This is a genomic window from Rhodoferax sp. RT5P35 (assembly GCF_056521385.1).
This window is the reverse complement of record NZ_JBWMAX010000009.1, coordinates 21,757-36,012: the sequence shown is the minus strand read 5'-3', so window position 1 is coordinate 36,012 and position 14,256 is coordinate 21,757. Positions and strand designations below refer to the sequence as shown.

Sequence of the window (14,256 nt, the reverse complement as noted above, 5' to 3'; positions counted from 1 at the left end):
CGAATCCAAAGGAATCCAGCATGAACTCTGCATGGCGCGTCGGCCTCTTCGCCTGGACCTTACTGGTGCCGCTAAGCCCTTGGGCGCAGACGGTACAGGTGGTTACCGAGACGACTCCGTTCGTCTACCTGCAAGACGGGAAAATTACCGGTCCGGCCACCGAAATAATGGAAAAAACCCTGCAACTGGCGGGCATCCAAGACTACCGGCTCAACATATATCCTTGGGCGCGCGCCTACGACATGGCGCTGAACGAACCCAATGTGCTGATCTACCTGGTGGCCCGCACACCTGAGCGCGAGGCCAAGTTCCAGTGGGTCGGCGAATTCATGCAGATCCGCTACCACCTGTATAAGCTGCGTGAGCGTGCCGACATCCGCGCCAGCAATTTAGGTGCCGCACGCAACTACACCATCGGCGTGATGCGTGACGACCTGCGCCACCAGTACCTGCAGCAGCAGGGCTTTACCCGGTTGGTGATGTCAGCGCAAACCAGTGAAAACTTTGCCCAGTTGGTCAAACGCAAAGTGGATATGGTGCCGCTCAGTGAAGCCGGTGCCGAGGCCCAGTGCCGCGCCACCGCTTACGACTGCGCCGGGCTGGAACGGGTGCTGAGCCTGGACGCGCTGAACACCGGCATATATATGGCTTACAGCCTGGGCACCCCGCCAGCGCTGGTAGAGCGTACCCAGGCCGCGTTCAAACAACTCAAGGCCAACGGCACCGTGCAACGCACGATGGAAACCAAGGCCAGCGCCGGCAAAGCACCCTGATCCACCACATATAAGGCCTGAGGCGGGATAATCGGCATCTTTTAGAACCGATTGCCCCCTATGAGCGCCGTATGGACCACCGACGAGGTTGCCCCCCCCACTTCCACAGTTTCACCTGCCGCCCCCGATTTCAAGATCGAACGCGAAACGCATAAGCTAGAGAAACGCCTGTGCCGCGAGATGGGCAAGGCCATCGTCGACTACAACATGGTGGAAGAAGGCGACAAGGTCATGGTGTGCGTGAGCGGCGGCAAAGACAGCTACGCCATGCTGGACATTTTGCTCAAGCTCAAGGCCCGCGCGCCCATCCACTTCGACATCATTGCCGTCAACCTCGACCAGAAGCAGCCCGGCTTCCCCGCCGAGGTGCTGCCCACCTACCTGGCAGCCCTGGGCGTGCCCTTCCACATCGAGAACCAGGACACCTACAGCATCGTCAAGCGCGTGATTCCTGAGGGCAAGACTACCTGCGGCCTGTGCAGCCGCCTGCGCCGCGGCATTCTGTACCGCGTGGCCGACGAGCTGGGTGCCACCAAGATCGCCCTGGGCCACCACCGCGACGACATGCTGCAAACCTTCTTTTTGAACATGTTTTTTGGCGGCAAGCTCAAGGGCATGCCGCCGAAGCTGGTCAGCGACGACGGCCGCCACATCGTCATCCGCCCGCTGGCCTACGTGGCCGAGAAAGACCTGACCCGCTGGGCCGCGCACAAGCAGTTTCCCATCATCCCCTGCACCCTGTGCGGCAGCCAGGAGAACCTGCAGCGCAAGCAAATCGCCCAGGTGCTGCAAGAGTGGGAAAAGAAGCACCCCGGCCGCATCGAGAGCATGTTCAGCGCGCTGCAAAACGTGGTGCCCTCGCACCTGATGGACCGCAGCCGCTACGACTTCGAAGGCCTGCAAACCACCGGCGTGCCCAGCGATGACGGCGACCAGGCGTTCGACGCGCCGACCTTTCCACCCGCAGGTTTGTCCGGTCTGCAGGTAGTGCAGCTATGACTGCCTGGCGCGCCGTCCTCGTCGGCATAGCCGTGCTGCTCAGCGGCTGCGCCAGCATCACCCGGGTGGACAGCGACGTGCAGAGCTTCACCAACTGGACCAGCGCCGTGCCCCGACCCCTGGGCTTCCGCTTCGAGCGCCTGCCCTCCCAGCAGACCGATGCCGCCACCCAGGATGCGGTCGAACAACTGTCCCTACCCGCCCTGGCGCAAGCCGGGCTGGTGCTGGACACCCCCAACGCCCGCTACAGCCTGCAAATCAACACCCAGCTGCTGACCGAAAGCAGCTGGAGTCGCCCCTACGGTCCGTGGGGTCCCCGTGGTCCTTATGGCCTATATGGCCCGTACGGCCCCTGGATGGGCGGTGGCCGCGGCATGCGCGGCCCCTTCATGGCGCCCATGTTGCCCATGGAAGTGCGCAGCTACCAGCGCCTGCTCAGCCTGGTGCTGCGCGACCTCGCCACCGGCCAGGTGGTGTATGAAACCCAGGCCAGCCAGGACAGCACATGGCCCATCGGCAACGACCTGATCCCGGCCATGGTCACGGCTGCCCTGCACGGCTTCCCGCATCCGCCCGCCGGGCTGCAAAGAATTACGGTAGACATTCCACCCACCCAGAAGTGAAAGAAACCTGATGGACGCCACCCGCATCATCGCCATCCGCCACGGTGAAACCGCCTGGAACGTCGACAGCCGCATCCAGGGCCAACTTGACATTCCCCTGAACGACACCGGCCGTTGGCAGGCCCAGCAGTTGGCACGGGCCCTGGCGGGCGAGCCCATCACCACCGTCTACGCCAGTGACCTGCTGCGGGCCTTGGCAACGGCGCAGGCCGTGGCCGGGGCTCTGGATCTGCCCATCACCACCGACGTGGGCCTGCGCGAACGCGGCTTTGGCATCTTCCAGGGCCACAGCTTTGCCGACATCGAAGCCCGCCTGCCAGAACAAGCCCTGCTGTGGCGCAAGCGCGACCCGGCTTTTGCCCCCGAAGGCGGCGAATGCCTGAACGATTTCCGTGACCGCGTAGTCGCCTGCGTCAGCGCCCTGGCGGCCCGCCACCCCGGCGCGCTGATCGCCGTGGTGGCCCATGGCGGCGTGATGGACGTTTTGTACCGCGCCGCCACCGGCCAGGGCCTGCAAGCCCCCCGCACCTGGGACCTGGGCAACGCAGCCATCAACCGCCTGCTGTGGACCCCCGAGGGCTTCACCCTGGTCGGCTGGGCCGATACCCAGCATTTGGAGCAACAGGGCGCGCTGGACGAGAACACGGCGTAATGCTATTTATTTTGTAGCTACCGGCGTAGCCTGAATACAGGCCGAGGGCCTTTTTATATAAAAACAGGTCACTGCTCAGGTCCCACGCAGCGCGATAAACAATCCCTACAGAAACACCGCAGAACTGGCTTTGCCAGGCTGCTGGTGTTGCCCCCTGCAAGGGGGTTGGCGAAAGATGCGAAGCACTGTAGCCTGGGGGTGAGTAGTTAATAAATTATTTTATTCTGCCAACAGCACAATATCGTCCATGGGATAGTGCTTGCGGTTGCGCGTCCACAAGGGGCAGCGGTGGACCTGTGCGGTGGCGGCCAGCAGGTAGTCTTCTAACGAAATACCTTGGAAAGCCTTGCCGAAGCGGTTGGCGTACAGGCCTGCCACCCGGCCTGTGACACGGTCCATACCGACACATTCACACATATCGAAAAACGCCTCGATGTCCTTGTGCTCACGGGCGAAGGCCCCGGCATAGACTTCGGCCACCACGATGGGGCTGACCAGAAAAGTGGTTTGGGCTTCCAGCAAGGCAATGAATCGCTCCACCACGGCGGGCTTTTTCTTCAGCAGGTCGATCACGATATCGGTGTCCAGCACCAGCCGCTCGGGGGTCATGGCGCGTCCGGCGTGCGCAGAATGCGGCTTTTGCTGCGGATAGTCCGCACATAGTCTTCGGCATCCACGTTGGCAAAGCTTTGCAGGGGTTGGAGCCGATCAAAGTAGGCCCGGGCATCGGCCACCGGGTCTTTCTGGATGTCTTTTTCCAGCGTGCGGCGAATCAGTTCCGAAATACTGACCCCCACATTGCGGGACCGGGTTTTGAGGCTGTCGTACAGCGCATCTTGCAGATAAATTTGGGTACGGTGCATGGCAAGCCCCACATTGATGTATAAAAATATACATCATACTGCCATGCAGTTACTCCGTTACAAACAACCCACCCTCGGTCTGCGGCGGGGTCACGCCCAGGTGGCGGTAGGCGGCCAGGGTGGCGATGCGGCCGCGGTTGGTGCGCTGCAGAAAGCCCTGCTGGATCAGGTAGGGCTCGATCACATCCTCAATCGTGTCGCGCTCTTCGCCGATGCTGGCGGCGATGTTGTCCAGACCCACCGGGCCGCCGTCGAAGCGGTGGATCACGGCTTCCAGTAGTTTGCGGTCCATCAGGTCAAAGCCCTGCGGGTCCACGTCCAGCATGGCCAGGGCGCGGTTGGCGATGTCCAGGGTAATGGTGCCGTTGCCCTTCACGTCGGCGTAGTCGCGCACCCGGCGCAGCAGGCGGTTGGCGATGCGCGGCGTGCCGCGGCTGCGGCGGGCGATCTCGAAGCCGCCTTCCACGTCCATCGGCGCATTCAGCAGCCCGGCACTGCGCTTGACGATGCGGGCCAGCTCCTCGGGCGTATAGAACTCCAGCCGCGCCACGATGCCGAAGCGGTCGCGCAGCGGATTGGTCAGCATGCCGGCGCGGGTGGTGGCCCCCACCAGGGTGAAGGGCTGCAGATCGAGCTTGATGCTGCGCGCCGCCGGGCCCTCGCCAATCATGATGTCGATCTGGTAATCCTCCAGCGCGGGGTACAGGATTTCTTCGACCACCGGGCTGAGGCGGTGGATTTCGTCGATGAAGAGGACGTCGTTTTTTTCCAGATTGGTCAGCAGCGCGGCCAGGTCCTTGGGCTTTTCGAGAACCGGGCCGCTGGTCTGGCGCAGGTTCACACCCAGTTCGTGGGCAATGATGTGGCTGAGCGTGGTTTTGCCCAGGCCGGGTGGGCCGAACAGCAACACGTGGTCGAGTGCCTCGCCGCGTTTGGTGGCCGCGCCAATGAAGATCTCCAGCTGCTCGCGGGCCTTGGTCTGGCCCACGTAGTCGTCAAACAGCTTGGGGCGCAGGGCGCGCTCAATTGCCTCCTCTTGCGGCGAAGTGGGGGCGGCGGACACCATGCGCTTGAGGGGCGGCGCGGCAAAATCATCAGTCTGGATGGACACGGGCAGGCAGTCAGGAAAAGTCGGAAAGGTAACAGCCACTATAGCGCCTGGGCCTGCCCGCACCGAAAAACGCCCCGCGCTTGTGGCTATAGTTAACGCCAATACTTTTTGCCCCGCCAGGATCCGCCATGACGCACCGCACGCACTCTGTTTCCACCCGATGGGCGCTGGCCCTGCTGCTCTGCGCTGCGGGGGTGGCCACGGCCCATGCCGAAGACGCACCGGTCGACAAGCCCAAGGCCTTGGGCAGAATCACCCTGCCCGCCAAGCCCGCGCCGCAAGACCCGGGCAGCAAGGAAAGCATGGCGCAGCAGGTGCGTGATGCCATCGACAAAGCCAACGCCGGTGAGGGCAAAAGCTCTAAAAAGACCAAAGGCAAAGCCGTGGAAACGCAGGCCGTCACCATCACCATCGAGGCCGAACCCAAAAAGGCCGGTGCCCGTGGCGCTCCGGCCCCGCCGCCCGACATTGCCGCGGCCCACGCAAAAGCGAACAGGCTGGTCAACCCGACCGACAGCAAAGCCGCCACCCGCGCCGCAGCCCTGGCAGCCATGGCCCCAGGTGTCGGTGCGGCCGCAGCTACTGCGGCCATGGCCCATGGCGGCAACGTGCGCTGGGGCTACGAGGGCAGTACCGGCCCACAGGCCTGGGCCAAGCTCAGCCCCGACTTCAACCTGTGCGCCCAGGGCACACGCCAGTCGCCTATCGCCATTGATGAAACCAACACCTTGCAAGGCCCGGCCGAGCCGCTGCAAATCCACTACCAGCCCAGCGGTGCCATGGTGCTGAACAACGGCCGCACCATCCAGGTCGATGTGGTGGGCGACAACACCCTGACGGTGCGCGGTGCCACCTACAAGCTGTACCAGATCGTGTTCCACCACCCCAGTGAAGAGCGGGTCAACGGGCGGGCGTTTGCCATGGTGGCGCACCTGATGCACCGCGATGTAGACGGCCAGGTGGCGGTGGTTGCCGTGCTGCTCGACCCCGGCCAGGCCAACACGTTGATCAACAAAGTGTGGACCTATATGCCGCTGGACACTGGCGACCGGGTGCGCATGCCCGCCGGTCTGCTGGACCTGAACGAGCTGCTGCCGCAAGACATGCGCTACTACCAGTTCATGGGCTCGCTGACCACCCCGCCCTGCGCGGAAAACGTGCTGTGGATGGTGCTGAAGCAGCCGGTGCAGATCAGCCCCGAGCAGTTGCGCCTGTTCAGCCAGCTATACCCCGCCAACGCCCGGCCCGTGCAGCCGCTGAATGGCCGCGTGGTACGGGATGCCCAGTAGCTATTTCCCTAAAGCCTTCAAGGCCAGCTTGATGCCTTCGCTCACGCCCACGCCGGCCGGCAGGGCTTTCAGCGCCAGCGCCGCTTCCTTGTCGCTGTAGCCCAGAGCCACCAGGGCTTGCAGGATGTCAACCTGGGCATCGCTGCTGGCGCTGTGGTGCAGGCCGATGTCGGAACCCAGCTTGCCTTTGAGTTCCAGCAGCAGGCGCTCGGCGGTTTTCTTGCCGATGCCGGGCACCTTCACCAGCCGCCCGGCTTCTTGCAAAGTGATGGCCTGGGCCAGGTCGTCCACGCCCATGCCCGACAGCACGCTCAAAGCTGTGCGCGGCCCCACGCCACTGATCTTGATGAGCTGGCGAAAGGCATCGCGCTCGCCAGGCGTGGCGAAGCCGTACAGGATTTGCGCATCTTCACGCACTACAAAGTGGGTCAGCAGCGTGACCTGCTCGCCCAGGCCCGGCAGGTTGTAGAAGGTGCTCATGGGCACGTCCACGTCGTAACCCACGCCGTGGCAGTCGATCAGCACCTGGGGCGGGTTTTTGGCGGCCAGCAGGCCTTGGAGTCGTCCGATCATGGGGGTCCTGGATAAAGAGTAAGGACTTACGCAGCGCCCCTGTGGAGCCCTTTGGGCACACAGAGAGCTTGCGCAGGTCCTGAAAAACGCCATTGTCCATGACAGGATGTGCGGCCATTCTGTTACATCCCTTGCATCCTGCGCCGATGTGTAACCGGCCTAGGCCCCTACCATGGGTTTCTTTCAAAAGGGAATTCCCAATGGCTCTACAAACCCCGTTTTTTGGCAAGCGTGAACCCGAAGCCTTTGGCGTGCGCAGCAACCTTGCGCAGGCGCAAACCCTGGTCCAGAAACCGCAGCCCGTGCCCGCCGACAGCATCGACATCCCTGTAGAAACCTTGGCTGCCCAGCCCGCCGCAAAAGCCAGCGGCAGCACCCTCACCGTAGGCCCCAACATCAAACTCAAGGGCGTGGAGATCACCGATTGCGACACCCTGGTGGTCGAGGGCACGGTCGAAGCGACGATGGATTCGCGCCTGATGCAGATCACCGCCGCCGGGGCCTTCAAGGGCTCGGCCGAGATCGACATTGCCGAAATCCACGGCTCTTTTGACGGCGACCTGACGGTGCGCGACAAGCTGGTGATCTACGCCACCGGCCGCGTCACCGGAAAGGTGCGCTACGGCAAGCTGGTGATCGAAGAAGGTGGCCAGTTGTCGGGCGAAATTGCCTATGGCACTGCCAAGCCGCTCCCCCCAAAAGCCGCCCTGCAGGCCATCGCCGCCTGATAAAGGTTTAGCGCCCCACCGTCTCCAGCCAGACATCGAGCTCTTGCGCCAGGGCGTCTGTGGCCGCCGCCAGTGCCTGAACACCGCCAGGCGCGTCGGCACTGGGGGCTGGGCGCTGCACGCTGAAAGACCGCTGGGCCAGCAGGCTGTCGCCCAGCGGCGTGCTCTCCAGCAGCGTGGCGCGCAACCGCACCAGGCCCGTGCTGGCAATGGACGACTGAAACACCTGGGTAAATTCCTGCAGCTCAATGCGCAACAGCCGTGGTGCTGGGCCGATGGTGCGCGCCAGTGATGCACTGTCGCTGGCCCCCAGCACCGCCCGGCGCTGGCCCAGTGCATCGCGCAGCCGCTGGCCCACCAGTTGCGCGGGCGGCACGCTCCAGCGGGCCTGGCTGTAAGGGCGCAGTTGCTGGGCATCGGCATAGCCCAGCCGGTACAGAATGGCCGTGCCGCCATCGGCCAGGCCGGGGGCTTCCACGTCGGCCAATGCCAGGGGCGGCAAGCTGGGCGTGGCCACCGCCGTGGTGGTACCGGAGCCGAAGTCGTACTGCGTAGCGCGCAGAGGTTTATCGGGCAAGGCCGAGCAGGCACCCAGGGCCGTATAAATCAAGCCAAATAGGCACTTAGCGCAGGTAGAACCTACGCCAGTAGCTCTTATATCCATAGCAAATCCTTTGTAAACCGTATTCAGGGTTGCGCAGCAGGGGCCACAAAGCCCGCCTCGCCGGGACCGGGCACGGCGGCACCGCCACCAAATATCAGCGACTGCGGCTGATCGCTGATGCCCGTAACGGTGCGGCCCAGTTGCCGGGCCGCGCGGGACGCATCCTCGGCCACCCGGTTAATGCGTGGCAAGGTGGCGCGGCCAAAGGTGTCGGCGGCATGCGACAGCGCACCCGTGCCGTCGGCCAGCCGGTCCACCACGCCGCCTTTTTCGTTCAGCCGTTCAGCCGTCTGGCCCAGCGCAGCAAAGCTGCCGTTGGCGGTGTCGGCGGCGGTTTGCAGGGCGCGCATGGCCTGGTGGGTGTCTTGGGCAATGGCCGGGATGCGGGCCAGCGCCGGGTCCAGCCGCTGGGTGACGGTATGTTCCAACCGGGCGCTGAGCTGGGCCAGGCTGGTGGTGGCGCGGTCGGTGCTAACCAGCACGCCGGTGAGCAGCTTTTGGTTCTCATCGCTGAGCAACTGGTTCAGGCGCAGCGTGGCTTCGTCCACCTGCTCCAGGATGTGTGGCACCTGCTGGGTCAGCTTGCCGAGTTGTGAGGTCTCCAGCGGCAGGCGCGGCACGCCGCTGCGGCCCGGGGGAATCCGCGCCTGCGGCAGGCCTGCGTCGTCAATTTGCACAAAGGCCAGGCCGGTGATCCCCTGGTAGCTCAGGCTGGCAAAGGCGGTGGGCGACAGCGGCGTGGTGTCGTCCACCGCGATGCGGATCAGCACATTGCCCGCCACGTCGGGGTCGAAGCCGATGTGGGTCACCTTGCCTACGGCCACGCCCTTGTAGCGCACGGCGGCCTGGGGCTGCAGGCCCGTGACCGCGTCGCCCGACGACAGCTCATACGGGTGGCTGCTGCCCGCGTCGCGCGTGAGCCAGACCGCGAGCGCCACCAGCAGCGCGGTAATGACCAGCACAAACGCGCCTGCGGCCAACGCGTGGGATTTATTTTCCATGGGGGAGTTCTCCTAGGGGAAGGGGGATAGCGGGCAGCGGAGCCAAAGCACGCCGCCCGCGTTCGCCCAGAAAAAAGTGTTCGATAAATGGGTGCGGGAAGGCCACCACCTCGGCGGGCGTGCCTATCACCAGAACCTTTTTTTCGGCCAGCACAGCCACCCGGGTGCTGAGGGCCAACAAGGTGTCCAGGTCGTGGGTCACCATCACCACCGTCAGGCCCAGGCCCTGGTGCAGGGCGCGCAGCAGGGCCACAAATTCGTCCGCACCGTTCGGGTCCAGCCCAGCGGTGGGCTCGTCCAGCAGCAGCAGCGGCGGGTCCATCACCAGCGCGTGGGCCAAGGCCACGCGCTTGACCATGCCGCCCGACAGGTCGGCGGGCATTTTGTCGGCATCGGCCGGGTTCAGGCCGACCATTTGCAGCTTGACCAGGGCCGCGTCGCGCACCAGCGCTTCGGGCAGGGTGCGCAGCTCGCGCAACGGAAAAGCAATGTTTTCCAACACGGTAAAAGCCGAAAACAGCGCCCCCTGCTGGAACAGCATGCCGACCCGGCTGGCCGCCCCGGCGCGGCTCAACGCGGCTGCGGGCTGGCCCAGCACAGTGACCTGGCCCTGGGCAGGCTGCTCCAGCCCCAGCATCTGGCGCAGCAGCACGGTTTTGCCGGTGCCCGAGCCGCCCACCAGCGAGAGTATTTCGCCGCGCCGCACAGTGAGAGCCAGGTCCTGGTGGATCACGACCCGGCTTTTGCCACTGCCAAACGCCGTCCACAGGCCCTGGATATCGACGATGGTGTCTGCGTCCATCTCAGACCCCCACGTTCTTGAAAATGATGGCGAAGAGGGCATCGACCAAAATCACCACGGTAATCGACGTCACCACCGAGGCCGTAGTGCCCTGCCCCAGGCTTTGGGTGTTGGGCTTGACGCGCAGGCCGCAGTGGCAGCCCACCAGCGCAATCAACACGCCAAACACGGCCGACTTGAACACCGCCAGCCCCAAATTGGCCACGCCCACCGCCCCCGGCAGGGCCTGCAAAAAGAATGCTGGCGTGATGCCCAGCGCCAGGTCAGCCGCCAGCATGCCCCCGGCCAGCGCGGTCAACGTGGTCCACACGCTGATCAGCGGCATGGCAATAGCCAGCGCAATGGCGCGAGGCATCACCAGCCGGTAGCCCAGCGGGATGCCCATCACCCGCATGGCATCCAGCTCTTCGGTGACGCGCATCACACCAATCTGCGCGGTGATGGCCGAGCCGGAGCGCCCGGCGATCAAAATGGCGGCCAGCATCGGCCCCAGCTCGCGTACCACCGACATGCCCAGGATGTTGACGATGAAGGCCTCGGCCCCAAACTGGCGCAGCTGCTGCGAGGTCAGGTAGGCCAGCACCACGCCAATCAAAAACCCCACCAGCGCGGTGATGGGCAAAGCCATGGTGCCCATCTGGTACAGGTGGCCGGAAATATCCCGCCACGGCCCGGCCTGTGGGCGGCGCACCAGGCGCAGCAAATCCAGCGCCAGTTGGCCCACCATGCGCAATAGCACCAGCCCTTGCGCCAGGCCTGCCAGCACCCACACGCCCAGCGCGTCAAAGCACTGCGCCCAGGTGGTGTCGCGCACGGGAGGCACGACGGTGGAAAACTCTGCCACCCGTTCCAGCAGGCTGCGCTGCGCGGGCAGCAGGTCGATCTGCGCAGGCCATTGGCGGCCCCAGTGGTTCCATAGCAGCTGCGCGCCCACGTGGTCCAGCCGCTCCACGCCTGCCAAATCCCAATGCGCTGCGGGCGGCAGCGCCTGCAAAGCCGCGGTGGCCGCCCGCCACTGCGCGGGCACGGCCAAGTCGGCGGCTGCCCAGCGGCCTAAAAGCCGTGCAATAGGGCCAGGGGCAATGCGGGGGGCGGAATCCAAAGTCATAGTCCCGCCCATACTACCCACGCAAGCGCCGCCGCCGGGTAGGACAAGCGCCTGAGAACGCGTTCTAAAAGCAGAGCACAGGCGACAATAGACCCATGATTCTTCGCCACACCTTTTCGCCCCCCAACAACACCCGGCTAGACCACCTGTGTGGCCCCATGGACAGCCACCTGCGCACCATCGAAGCGGCGCTGCAAATCAGCATCGCCCACCGCCACGAGCAGTTCAAGATCGACGGCCCCAAGCCCAAAGCCCAGCAGGCGCTGGAGCTGCTGCAGGCGCTGTATGAGCAAGCCGCCCGCCCGATCCGCCCCGACACCGTGCAACTCATGCTGGCCACCGACACCAGCGAAGGCGCTGACAGCCAGTCGCTGCAAACCCGGCGCGCCGACCTGCGCGCCCGCACGCCCAACCAGGCCACCTACCTGGAAAACATCGCCCAGCACGACATCACCTTCGGCATTGGCCCGGCGGGCACCGGCAAAACCTACCTGGCCGTGGCCTGCGCGGTGGACGCGCTGGAGCGCAGCGCCGTGCAGCGCATCGTGCTGACCCGCCCGGCGGTGGAAGCCGGGGAGCGCCTGGGCTTTTTGCCGGGCGACCTGAACCAAAAGATCGACCCGTATCTGCGCCCGCTATACGACGCGCTGTACGAACTGATGGGGGCCGAAAAGGTGCAAAAGGCCTTCGAGCGCAACGCCCTGGAAGTGGCCCCGCTGGCCTTCATGCGCGGGCGCACGCTGAACAACGCGTTTGTGATCCTGGACGAGGCGCAAAACACCACGCCCGAGCAAATGAAGATGTTTTTGACCCGCATCGGCTTTGGCGCCAAGGCCGTGATCACCGGCGACGTAAGCCAGATTGACCTGCCCAAAACCCAAACCAGCGGCTTGATCGACGCCGAACAGGTGCTGCGCCGCACCAAAGGCATCGCCATCTGCCGCTTCACCAGCGCCGACGTGGTGCGGCACCCGCTGGTGGCCCGCATCGTGGATGCCTACGACACCCGGGGTAAATCCGATGCCGTACCGCGCAAACGTGCAAACTCCTAAAATAATAGCTACTGGCGCAATCAGAATATGCGCTAGAGCCCTAAAACATGCTTAAAAACCTGCAACTCTCCCTGCAGTTCGGTGAACTTGCGGATGCCGCCTTGCACCGCGCCGCCCTGCCCCGCCACAGCGTCACCCGCTGGATTCGACATGCCTTGGCGCAAGACGGCGAAATCACCGTGCGCATTGTCGACACCGCCGAAGGCCAGGCCCTGAACCGCGACTACCGCCACAAAGACTACGCCACCAACGTGCTGACCTTCGACTACACCCAGGAGCCGATCGTCACCGCCGACCTGGTGCTGTGCGCCCCGGTGGTGGCCCGCGAAGCCGCCGAGAACGGCAAAACCCTGCAAGCCCATTACGCCCACCTGCTGGTCCACGGTACCCTGCACGCCCAGGGCTACGACCACGAAACCAGCGAAGCCGATGCCGATGCCATGGAATCTCTGGAAACGCAGATTCTGGCCGGGCTGGGCATCGCCAACCCCTACGGCAGCTAACCCTCCAAACACCATGCGACACCTGCTATCCACCCTCGCGCTGGTTCTGTGCTGTAGCACCGCCGGTGCACAAAACAGCGATGCGGCCCGCGCAGGCACGCTTAAAACCGTGCAAGGCACGGTCACCGTCACCAATGCCCAGGGTACCCACCCGGCCCATTCCGGCGACTCCGTGGCCGAGGCCGACCGGCTGGCCACCGGTGCCGACAGCGCCGCCAGCGTGGTGATGCGCGACGGCAGCACCCTGGTGCTTGGCCCCAGCAGCCAGCTCGACATCACCAGCTTTGCCTTCAACGGCACCACGCAAAAAGGCAATTTGTTTTTGAACCTGCTGCGCGGTAGCCTGCGCATGGTCACCGGACTGGTCGGCAAGGGCCAGCCCGAGGCCGTCAGAATCACCACGCCCACCTCGGTGATTGGGGTGCTGGGCACCGACTTCATCGTCCATGCCGACGCAGGCACACCATGATGGGTCCCGCCATCGTCGCCATCGGTGGCCTGGTGATCGCGCTGCTGGCAGGTCGGGCCACAGCGCCCAGCTCGGAAGTGGTGCTGCTGCCGCAGGCCGATGGCGCACCGTCGTCGGTGGTGGTGGTGTCGGGACCGGCCCGCCAGATCCTGTCCATGCCCTACCAGCGCGCCAGCGCCACCCTGGGCCAAGCCCCCACGCAAGACAGCCTGGACCCGGCCGCCGTGCAGCAGACCTACCCGGCGCTGTTCAGCGCCATGCCGCCGCGACCCGAGCAGTTCACCCTCTACTTTGAAGCGGGCGGCACGCGGCTCACCGCCGCATCGCAGGCCGATCTGGCCCACATAGTGGCCGCAGCCCGCCAACGTGCCGGTGCCGACATCCTGGTCATCGGCCACACCGACGCACAGGGCAGCGATGGTGACAACGATGCCTTGTCGCTCCAGCGGGCCGAACAGGTGCGCCAGATGCTGCTGCAAGACCCGCAGCCGGTACGGGCCGAGTTGATCGAAGCCCGGGGCCGCGGCAAGCGCCAGTTGGCCGTACCCACCGCCGATGGCGTGGCCGAAGCCCGTAACCGCCGGGTGGAGATTGTGCTGCGCTAAATTTGGATGGGAATGGTCACTGGACCGTCATTGACCAGGTGCACCTGCATATCCGCCCCAAACTGCCCCGTCTGCACGGGGCTGTGGGCCAGGCGGGCACGCTCGACAAAGTAGTCGTACAGGCGCCGCCCCTCGTCCGGTGGGGCCGCAGCGGTAAAACTGGGGCGGTTGCCGCCCGCCACATCGGCGGCCAGCGTGAACTGGCTGACCACCAGCAGACCCCCGGCCACATCTTGCAGGCTCAGATTCATCTTGCCAGCCGCGTCGCTAAAGATGCGCAGCTTGAGGATTTTGGCCAGCAGCCGGTCGGCCTGGGCATCGGTGTCCAACCGCTCGGCACACAGCAGCACCAGCAGGCCGGGGCCGATCTGGCCCACGGTCTGCCCGGCGACCTCTACCCGGGCCTGGGCGACGCGCTGCAGAATAGCCTTCATCCGGCGC

General features: G+C 64.8%; 19 protein-coding genes. 10 read left to right on the top strand and 9 right to left on the bottom strand.

The window, feature by feature from the left end; genetic code table 11:
* The first annotated feature begins 20 nt into the window (after window positions 1–20).
* Genes AC097L_RS15215 through AC097L_RS15200 form a run of 4 tightly spaced genes read left to right on the top strand, consistent with a single transcriptional unit; the run spans window position 21 to window position 3,047 of the window.
* Window positions 21–773, top strand: coding sequence for a substrate-binding periplasmic protein (locus AC097L_RS15215; protein WP_479587379.1), 753 nt, complete (start codon window positions 21–23; stop codon window positions 771–773).
* 60 nt (window positions 774–833) lie between these two features.
* Entirely contained in the window at window positions 834–1,772 is a 939-nt protein-coding gene (gene ttcA, locus AC097L_RS15210) for a tRNA 2-thiocytidine(32) synthetase TtcA (RefSeq protein ID WP_479587378.1), read from the top strand.
* The gene (locus AC097L_RS15205; RefSeq protein WP_479587377.1) at window positions 1,769–2,395 is read left to right on the top strand and encodes a DUF4136 domain-containing protein; all 627 of its coding nucleotides are present in this window, start codon (window positions 1,769–1,771) and stop codon (window positions 2,393–2,395) included. The genes ttcA and AC097L_RS15205 overlap by 4 nt, the downstream gene beginning before the upstream one ends.
* A 10-nt stretch (window positions 2,396–2,405) precedes the next feature.
* Window positions 2,406–3,047: a histidine phosphatase family protein gene (locus AC097L_RS15200; RefSeq protein WP_479587376.1), complete on the top strand. Its 642-nt coding sequence runs from the start codon at window positions 2,406–2,408 to the stop codon at window positions 3,045–3,047.
* Between the two features lie 219 nt (window positions 3,048–3,266).
* On the opposite strand, the gene AC097L_RS15195 is transcribed toward AC097L_RS15200, so the two are convergent.
* Genes AC097L_RS15195 through ruvB form a run of 3 tightly spaced genes read right to left on the bottom strand, consistent with a single transcriptional unit; the run spans window position 3,267 to window position 5,021 of the window.
* Window positions 3,267–3,656 carry a PIN domain-containing protein gene (locus tag AC097L_RS15195; protein ID WP_479587375.1) on the bottom strand — a complete coding sequence of 130 codons (390 nt, stop codon included), beginning with the start codon at window positions 3,654–3,656 and terminating at the stop codon, window positions 3,267–3,269.
* Entirely contained in the window at window positions 3,653–3,910 is a 258-nt protein-coding gene (locus tag AC097L_RS15190; protein ID WP_479587374.1) for a ribbon-helix-helix domain-containing protein, read from the bottom strand. The genes AC097L_RS15195 and AC097L_RS15190 overlap by 4 nt, the downstream gene beginning before the upstream one ends.
* 49 nt (window positions 3,911–3,959) lie before the next feature.
* On the bottom strand, window positions 3,960–5,021 hold the full coding sequence (gene ruvB, locus AC097L_RS15185) for a Holliday junction branch migration DNA helicase RuvB (protein WP_479587373.1): 1,062 nt from the start codon (window positions 5,019–5,021) through the stop codon (window positions 3,960–3,962).
* A 128-nt stretch (window positions 5,022–5,149) separates the two neighbouring features.
* Between ruvB and AC097L_RS15180 the strand changes: the two genes are divergently transcribed.
* On the top strand, window positions 5,150–6,310 hold the full coding sequence (locus AC097L_RS15180; RefSeq protein ID WP_479587372.1) for a carbonic anhydrase: 1,161 nt from the start codon (window positions 5,150–5,152) through the stop codon (window positions 6,308–6,310).
* Here AC097L_RS15180 and ruvA read toward each other — a convergent pair whose 3' ends face one another.
* Entirely contained in the window at window positions 6,311–6,883 is a 573-nt protein-coding gene (ruvA, locus tag AC097L_RS15175) for a Holliday junction branch migration protein RuvA (RefSeq protein ID WP_479587371.1), read from the bottom strand.
* Between the two features lie 200 nt (window positions 6,884–7,083).
* On the opposite strand from ruvA, the gene AC097L_RS15170 reads away from it, so the two are divergent.
* Window positions 7,084–7,611 (top strand): bactofilin family protein, encoded by a 528-nt coding sequence (locus AC097L_RS15170; RefSeq protein WP_479587370.1) that lies wholly within the window; start codon window positions 7,084–7,086, stop codon window positions 7,609–7,611.
* A 7-nt stretch (window positions 7,612–7,618) separates the two neighbouring features.
* Here the strand turns inward: AC097L_RS15170 and AC097L_RS15165 are convergent, their stop codons facing one another.
* From AC097L_RS15165 to AC097L_RS15150, 4 genes are all read right to left on the bottom strand, one after another.
* Window positions 7,619–8,221: an ABC-type transport auxiliary lipoprotein family protein gene (locus AC097L_RS15165; protein ID WP_479587369.1), complete on the bottom strand. Its 603-nt coding sequence runs from the start codon at window positions 8,219–8,221 to the stop codon at window positions 7,619–7,621.
* 77 nt (window positions 8,222–8,298) lie between these two features.
* Complete coding sequence (locus AC097L_RS15160) at window positions 8,299–9,276, bottom strand: MlaD family protein (protein WP_479587368.1); 978 nt, start codon at window positions 9,274–9,276, stop codon at window positions 8,299–8,301.
* On the bottom strand, window positions 9,266–10,078 hold the full coding sequence (locus AC097L_RS15155) for an ABC transporter ATP-binding protein (protein WP_479587367.1): 813 nt from the start codon (window positions 10,076–10,078) through the stop codon (window positions 9,266–9,268). The genes AC097L_RS15160 and AC097L_RS15155 overlap by 11 nt, the downstream gene beginning before the upstream one ends.
* 1 nt (window position 10,079) lies before the next feature.
* Window positions 10,080–11,186, bottom strand: coding sequence for an MlaE family ABC transporter permease (locus AC097L_RS15150; protein ID WP_479587366.1), 1,107 nt, complete (start codon window positions 11,184–11,186; stop codon window positions 10,080–10,082).
* Between the two features lie 95 nt (window positions 11,187–11,281).
* Between AC097L_RS15150 and AC097L_RS15145 the strand changes: the two genes are divergently transcribed.
* The 4 genes from AC097L_RS15145 to AC097L_RS15130 are packed head-to-tail and all read left to right on the top strand — an operon-like array spanning window position 11,282 to window position 13,815.
* Window positions 11,282–12,238: a PhoH family protein gene (locus AC097L_RS15145; RefSeq protein ID WP_479587365.1), complete on the top strand. Its 957-nt coding sequence runs from the start codon at window positions 11,282–11,284 to the stop codon at window positions 12,236–12,238.
* A gap of 47 nt (window positions 12,239–12,285) precedes the next feature.
* The gene (gene ybeY, locus AC097L_RS15140; protein WP_479587364.1) at window positions 12,286–12,741 is read left to right on the top strand and encodes an rRNA maturation RNase YbeY; all 456 of its coding nucleotides are present in this window, start codon (window positions 12,286–12,288) and stop codon (window positions 12,739–12,741) included.
* A 13-nt stretch (window positions 12,742–12,754) separates the two neighbouring features.
* Complete coding sequence (locus tag AC097L_RS15135; RefSeq protein WP_479587363.1) at window positions 12,755–13,210, top strand: FecR family protein; 456 nt, start codon at window positions 12,755–12,757, stop codon at window positions 13,208–13,210.
* Window positions 13,207–13,815: an OmpA family protein gene (locus AC097L_RS15130; RefSeq protein WP_479587362.1), complete on the top strand. Its 609-nt coding sequence runs from the start codon at window positions 13,207–13,209 to the stop codon at window positions 13,813–13,815. The genes AC097L_RS15135 and AC097L_RS15130 overlap by 4 nt, the downstream gene beginning before the upstream one ends.
* On the opposite strand, the gene dtd is transcribed toward AC097L_RS15130, so the two are convergent.
* Window positions 13,812–14,249, bottom strand: coding sequence for a D-aminoacyl-tRNA deacylase (dtd, locus tag AC097L_RS15125; RefSeq protein WP_479587361.1), 438 nt, complete (start codon window positions 14,247–14,249; stop codon window positions 13,812–13,814). The two genes, AC097L_RS15130 and dtd, sit on opposite strands and share 4 nt — an antisense overlap.
* Between the last annotated feature and the right edge of the window lie 7 nt (window positions 14,250–14,256).

Coding starts and splice junctions, on each gene's coding strand:
- AC097L_RS15145 (WP_479587365.1), top strand. CDS start 11,282: ATGATTCTTCGCCACACCTTTTCGCCCCCCAACAACACCCGGCTAGAC.
- AC097L_RS15200 (WP_479587376.1), top strand. CDS start 2,406: ATGGACGCCACCCGCATCATCGCCATCCGCCACGGTGAAACCGCCTGG.
- AC097L_RS15135 (WP_479587363.1), top strand. CDS start 12,755: ATGCGACACCTGCTATCCACCCTCGCGCTGGTTCTGTGCTGTAGCACC.
- AC097L_RS15150 (WP_479587366.1), bottom strand. CDS start 11,186: ATGACTTTGGATTCCGCCCCCCGCATTGCCCCTGGCCCTATTGCACGG.
- dtd (WP_479587361.1), bottom strand. CDS start 14,249: ATGAAGGCTATTCTGCAGCGCGTCGCCCAGGCCCGGGTAGAGGTCGCC.
- AC097L_RS15190 (WP_479587374.1), bottom strand. CDS start 3,910: ATGCACCGTACCCAAATTTATCTGCAAGATGCGCTGTACGACAGCCTC.
- AC097L_RS15130 (WP_479587362.1), top strand. CDS start 13,207: ATGATGGGTCCCGCCATCGTCGCCATCGGTGGCCTGGTGATCGCGCTG.
- AC097L_RS15195 (WP_479587375.1), bottom strand. CDS start 3,656: ATGACCCCCGAGCGGCTGGTGCTGGACACCGATATCGTGATCGACCTG.
- AC097L_RS15160 (WP_479587368.1), bottom strand. CDS start 9,276: ATGGAAAATAAATCCCACGCGTTGGCCGCAGGCGCGTTTGTGCTGGTC.
- AC097L_RS15205 (WP_479587377.1), top strand. CDS start 1,769: ATGACTGCCTGGCGCGCCGTCCTCGTCGGCATAGCCGTGCTGCTCAGC.
- ybeY (WP_479587364.1), top strand. CDS start 12,286: ATGCTTAAAAACCTGCAACTCTCCCTGCAGTTCGGTGAACTTGCGGAT.
- AC097L_RS15170 (WP_479587370.1), top strand. CDS start 7,084: ATGGCTCTACAAACCCCGTTTTTTGGCAAGCGTGAACCCGAAGCCTTT.
- AC097L_RS15155 (WP_479587367.1), bottom strand. CDS start 10,078: ATGGACGCAGACACCATCGTCGATATCCAGGGCCTGTGGACGGCGTTT.
- AC097L_RS15215 (WP_479587379.1), top strand. CDS start 21: ATGAACTCTGCATGGCGCGTCGGCCTCTTCGCCTGGACCTTACTGGTG.
- ttcA (WP_479587378.1), top strand. CDS start 834: ATGAGCGCCGTATGGACCACCGACGAGGTTGCCCCCCCCACTTCCACA.
- ruvA (WP_479587371.1), bottom strand. CDS start 6,883: ATGATCGGACGACTCCAAGGCCTGCTGGCCGCCAAAAACCCGCCCCAG.
- AC097L_RS15180 (WP_479587372.1), top strand. CDS start 5,150: ATGACGCACCGCACGCACTCTGTTTCCACCCGATGGGCGCTGGCCCTG.